The organism is Zooshikella ganghwensis DSM 15267 (assembly GCF_000428585.1).
In the GTDB taxonomy this organism is placed as follows: Bacteria; Pseudomonadota; Gammaproteobacteria; order Pseudomonadales; family Zooshikellaceae; genus Zooshikella; species Zooshikella ganghwensis.
The window spans coordinates 1-4,831 of record NZ_AUAF01000231.1 but is presented as its reverse complement, the minus strand read 5'-3'; the positions used below and the strand labels follow the sequence as shown (position 1 = coordinate 4,831).

Below are 4,831 nucleotides of genomic sequence, written 5' to 3'. Positions count from 1 at the left end.
TTTTAGATGGCTGTTGATCATCCTTCACGCCATCATCAGCATTGACAGGGGGCACACCCTCATCATTAGCCGCCTCAGTGGTTACTGTCTCTGCAGATGTGATGTCTGGCTCTGCGTCGGATTGAGGTCGATGACGTTTCTCTGTTTGTATCGCAAACACTTTTTTCAGGGTATTAATGCTGATTTTTGAGAAGGTCAGTTTTTGCTGAAGCCATAAACATAAATCCAACACACCCATGACGAGGGTTTTATGGTCCTGGCTTAATGATGAGGCCGTAATGGCCTGCTGGAGGTCCTGGTAAGCTTCAGGGGATAAGGTTTCAATCTTGGGCTGCTTCATACAACTAATAAACGGCTATTAGTGAAATGAATGCAGCGTACTAGACAGACAGAGAACTGAGTAAGAAGACATTAGCGGTATAGCGTGTACGTTTTTTACTGCAGCACACGATTACAGAGGGGATACCTTTGTTTTTGGACCGTTTAAACTAAGATATGGGACTATTATTGAGATACAGGTTTTCTAGTTATGACATCATCTAAAAACTGATTGTAATCACCATTGTTGACTAACTCAGAAAACCCTTTATTGAATAGCGTTATGATTTTTTTGTTTTTTGGGTTTGTCTTGGTTAATAGTAAGTAAGATGGTCGTTCTGTTAGCGGTTTTGGACTGTTAGTAATCGTTCTGGATAAGTCAGCCGAAAAATTATTATTTAACTGGTTATATCCTACAAAAAAGTCTTGTGGGAATAGATCAATTCTATTTCTGATGAGCATTCTTAATAGAGATAGATCAGATTTTATTCGTGTAACATTAATGAGTCCTGCTTTTTCGTATTTCTCAAACTTATCTGAAACATGGTATCCAATGGGAGCCCCAATACGGTAGGTTTGGGTATCTTCTAGAGTATTCCATTTAAATTGCATGTTTTTTCGATAAAAAAATACAACAGAAATTTTGAGTATAGGTTGTTTGCTAAAATAAAAAAAAGGTTCTCTTTCAGGTGTTTTATACCAAAGAAATGTGCCATCAATCGTCCCAGCTTTTGCCATTTCCATTGCTCTAGCCCAATTGGTAAAGTGGTACTCAACGGTTATCCCTACCTTTTCAAACGCTTTACTAATAACGCGACAAGCAAATCCATGATGTTTACTGGACTTGTTAACGTAGGGTTGCCAGTCTTCTGCACCCAGCGTGATAGTTTGACTGAAGCTGGGTGAAGTGAACATGCATGGTAATATCAGGCAGATGGTGAAGGCCATACGTATAATAGAATACTCGTTACAGGTCATAGTCTGTACCCTCACCAAAATATGATCTAACGATCAGTTAACTACTGGCTTTACTATAGCATCACTTTGTTGCATCGCACGCCAGCCGAGGGGATACAATTATTTCTAGGGCCAATAATAGTAACTGTAAAACTATACGATATAGTTTATGTTTCTCTATATTCTGCCATAGCAGTTGCGATTTCCTCTGTCTTTTTTCTAAAAAAAGTAACACCGAACTATTGGGTATTAACTGTCAGTGTATTTACCATTTTTTGGCTGGTTCATGTACCCTACTCTATTTATTTAGGTGAGAAGCATATCTACCGTACGGCACAAGAAAGGTACTCAGTTGAGGCACAAGATGTGAATATCAACTTAGGAGGCTGGTATAAGGTATTTCAAGGAAATCATATGGGGTTGCCTAGTCATAGTCGTTACTTAGGTAAACCGCATGGATATATTTATTTAGATGAAAAAAAATGTAATTGGAGCTTTTTGTATGATGACTTTACAAGTCGCTAGTGATGGATACTGCGCACTATCGCCTCACAGCTTCAGCGGTATGTATAAATGAACAGCTCACGAAAGCTAACATTTGGGTTCATCTTTGTTGTTAACGCTTCTTCCATATAACAAATAGATATTGTAGGTCTACAGCTATATGGAACATCTACCATGACTTTATTGTGATTCAGATCAGGTTTCACATCTGTGATAACTAGTTATAATTAACGGAATTTTGCTTATAAAAAATATCCATTTATATTGGATGTGTTAAAATTTTTGGAGTTTGAAAGTGAAACCAGTGGTAGAAGTAAAAAAGTATATTATGAAGTTTGGATTTGCTTACATCATAGGTTTAGTAGCACTACTAGTAATAGTCCAATTATTCGATCTGAATCATAGTCCTGGTGTTTCTATTGGTGTTCTTATGGGGGCGGCTTACTATGCGGTTGGAAGTTTTATACAGGATAATAAAAGAACTCCAAATAAAAAAGAAAAAACTAAAATGGTGTTGTTATCATTTATAACTTCATGTGGTATATCAAGCTTACTGGTATTAAGTGTTGCTTTGATTTTTAGCGGGGTCGATGGTTTATCAGTAATAATTTACATGTTTTCACAGTTTGATTTTGCAATAGTTGTTGGTAGTTTTGTTTTTATGTCTTTTTTGTATTTGCTTTCTCTCTATTTTAGCTATGGCTTTATTGCTCAAAAACTCTATGATGGGTTTAAGAAGAAGGGTAAAATCTGAGGTTTAACACTAATAATTTAAACACAATGCGTCGTTTATTGGTAAAGACAAAAATAGTCCCGCTATACGCATCTTCATTTAGATGCTGCTGACACAGTGCAATTAAGCTATTGATACCTTTACGAAAGTCTACGGGATTCACCGCTAATAATAAACGATGATGAGGCGTTAATTGCAACATGATAATTACGCAATAAAATGATGAATTAAGGCATCCACGGCACTGGTCGGTAATTGATGGATTTTTAAGACCGTGCCATCAGGACGGGTTAACTCAATCCCAAACACCATCAGTGATGCTGACGGCTTGTTATCCTGATGATTATTGACCACACCAGTCGCGGCAAGCTCCACGCTAATAAAATCAGTCGCCATAGATGCACGGGATGGCTATGGTTTAGGTGGCGCTTTCTCTGCAAGACAATTGGGTTCCCCTAATAATACCGCATGTACTGGTATTTATTTACAATGGACTCAGTGCTTAAATAGTCTGACTTGCTGCTTACTGGTACTCCATTTTGTTCAAGTAGCTCAATAATGATTTGTGTTTGCTGGACGACGTCTTTACCCCAAAAGTTAGCAAGCGCGCCGTAAACCCTCGCCCAGTGCGGGCGGGGATATAAGGCGCAAAGCCCGACTAGGGCTTTTATTCGGGTGTTTTTTGTCCTTCCACATAAGCCCTTAATGTCTCAATGGTGGCATCACCTGCACTACAGGCAAAGTATGAACGTGACCATAAACGACCAGTCGTGCTTTGCATGGGTATATGTGTATTTAAAAGCCTTAACCGTCTAGATGAAACTGCTTTTAAATTATTCACCATAACACTAATAGATAGTTTGGGTGGATAGCTTACAAGTAAGTGTACATGGTCTTCTTCACCATCCATTTCCAACAAATCGCATTCAAGTTTCTCGCAAGCTGATTCAAAGGCTTCTTTTAACTGTTGAATCATATAGCCATCAAAAAGTTTACGTCTGTACTTTGTGGTAAAGACAAGATGAACCACTAGATTGCTTACACTATGACGTTTTTTTAAGAAGTCTTTAAGTTCTGAATCGTCTTGCACACTCACTTGATAAATACCTATTAAAGCCATATAATACAACTATTATAGCAATGAGCGCTCAAATGTTAAAGGCAACCAAAGTACGTATCTATCCAACACAGCAGCAGTCAGACTTCCTGAATGCTCAGTTTGGTGCTGTACGGTTTGTTTTTAACAAAGCACTTGCGGTTAAAACGCACTTTTACCGAAAAAAAGGCGTGAATTTATCGCTCAAAAAGGACTTAAAGCCTGTTATTGCCAAAGCCAAACGTAGTCGTAAATATGAGTGGCTTAAGGACTACGATTCCATAGCGTTACAACAGGCGGTTATTAATCTCGATACCGCATTTAAAAACTTTTTTAATCCAAAGCCTGCGGCTAGATTTCCCCGCTTTAAATCCAAGCACGGCAGACAAAGCAGTTATCATTGCACCTCAATTGCTGTAGGCGAAAACTGGATTAAAATACCTAAATGCAAGCCCATCAAAGCACGTATTCATCGTGAAATTAAAGGTAAAATTAAATCCATTACCATCAGCCGAAACTGTAGCGGTAAATATTATGCGGCTATTTTGGTCGATGATTTAATAGAACAGGTTGTTCCTACAGAAACGATGAATACGAAAGAAATAACAGGAATTGATGTCGGTATTACTCATCTCGCTATCACAAGCCAGGGCGATAAAATTGATAACCCTCGCTTTTTAAAACGTGCCGCAGACAATTTAAGGCGCAAGCAAAAAGCTTTATCACGCTCACAAAAAGGTTCAAAAGGCCGAGCAAAAGCACGCCTGCTGGTGGCGAAAGCCCATGAGCGTGTTGCAGCGGCCAGAAACGACTTCCAGCACAAGCTATCAAAGCAACTGATTGACGAAAACCAAGCAATCATTGTGGAGACACTGAAAGTCAAAAACATGCTGAAAAACCGTAAACTAGCCAAGCATATCGCTGATGCTGGATGGAGAGCATTAACCAATAAGCTTGAGTACAAAGCAAAGCAGCAAGGCAAACACCTCATCAGGATAGACCCCTGGTTTGCTTCATCGAAGACTTGCTCTGTATGTCATACCAAGCAAGAAGACATGTCATTATCGGTTCGGTGGTGGACATGTCCCACATGCCATACGACACATGATAGGGACATTAATGCGGCGGTTAATTTAAAACAGCAAGGTATCGTAAAATTAAAGGCGGAAGGACTGTCCGTCTCTGCTGATGGAGGCTGTGTAAGTCTGGCTAATGCCAGCTGT

General features: G+C 39.2%; 8 protein-coding genes. 3 read left to right on the top strand and 5 right to left on the bottom strand.

Annotation, left to right across the window (positions count from 1 at the left end; translation table 11 throughout):
- On the bottom strand, positions 1–340 hold a 340-nt coding region (locus tag F607_RS0124715), incomplete at its 3' end, for a hypothetical protein (RefSeq protein ID WP_027710178.1).
- Positions 341–504: 164 nt separating this feature from the next.
- The gene (locus F607_RS0124710) at positions 505–1,296 is read right to left on the bottom strand and encodes a substrate-binding periplasmic protein (RefSeq protein ID WP_027710177.1); all 792 of its coding nucleotides are present in this window, start codon (positions 1,294–1,296) and stop codon (positions 505–507) included.
- A 69-nt stretch (positions 1,297–1,365) separates the two neighbouring features.
- On the opposite strand from F607_RS0124710, the gene F607_RS0124705 reads away from it, so the two are divergent.
- Entirely contained in the window at positions 1,366–1,800 is a 435-nt protein-coding gene (locus F607_RS0124705) for a hypothetical protein (protein WP_027710176.1), read from the top strand.
- Between the two features lie 274 nt (positions 1,801–2,074).
- Complete coding sequence (locus tag F607_RS0124700; protein WP_027710175.1) at positions 2,075–2,533, top strand: ABZJ_00895 family protein; 459 nt, start codon at positions 2,075–2,077, stop codon at positions 2,531–2,533.
- Here the strand turns inward: F607_RS0124700 and tnpB are convergent.
- The 3 genes from tnpB to tnpA all read right to left on the bottom strand — a co-directional run bounded on the left by tnpB (position 2,511) and on the right by tnpA (position 3,632).
- Positions 2,511–2,714 (bottom strand): IS66 family insertion sequence element accessory protein TnpB, encoded by a 204-nt coding sequence (tnpB, locus tag F607_RS33815; protein WP_084611406.1) that lies wholly within the window; start codon positions 2,712–2,714, stop codon positions 2,511–2,513. The two genes, F607_RS0124700 and tnpB, sit on opposite strands and share 23 nt — an antisense overlap.
- A 5-nt stretch (positions 2,715–2,719) precedes the next feature.
- Positions 2,720–2,908 (bottom strand): hypothetical protein, encoded by a 189-nt coding sequence (locus F607_RS0124690; RefSeq protein WP_027710174.1) that lies wholly within the window; start codon positions 2,906–2,908, stop codon positions 2,720–2,722.
- Positions 2,909–3,179: 271 nt separating this feature from the next.
- Entirely contained in the window at positions 3,180–3,632 is a 453-nt protein-coding gene (gene tnpA, locus F607_RS0124685; protein WP_157365594.1) for an IS200/IS605 family transposase, read from the bottom strand.
- A gap of 32 nt (positions 3,633–3,664) precedes the next feature.
- On the opposite strand from tnpA, the gene F607_RS0124680 reads away from it, so the two are divergent.
- Positions 3,665–4,831: RNA-guided endonuclease TnpB family protein (locus F607_RS0124680; RefSeq protein ID WP_027710172.1), on the top strand; the 1,167-nt coding region annotated here is incomplete at its 3' end.

What these genes read in the sequence shown, in the direction of transcription:
- F607_RS0124710 (WP_027710177.1), bottom strand. Translation starts at nt 1,296, where the DNA reads ATGACCTGTAACGAGTATTCTATTATACGTATGGCCTTCACCATCTGC.
- tnpB (WP_084611406.1), bottom strand. Translation starts at nt 2,714, where the DNA reads ATGTTGCAATTAACGCCTCATCATCGTTTATTATTAGCGGTGAATCCC.
- F607_RS0124690 (WP_027710174.1), bottom strand. Translation starts at nt 2,908, where the DNA reads ATGGCGACTGATTTTATTAGCGTGGAGCTTGCCGCGACTGGTGTGGTC.
- tnpA (WP_157365594.1), bottom strand. Translation starts at nt 3,632, where the DNA reads ATGGCTTTAATAGGTATTTATCAAGTGAGTGTGCAAGACGATTCAGAA.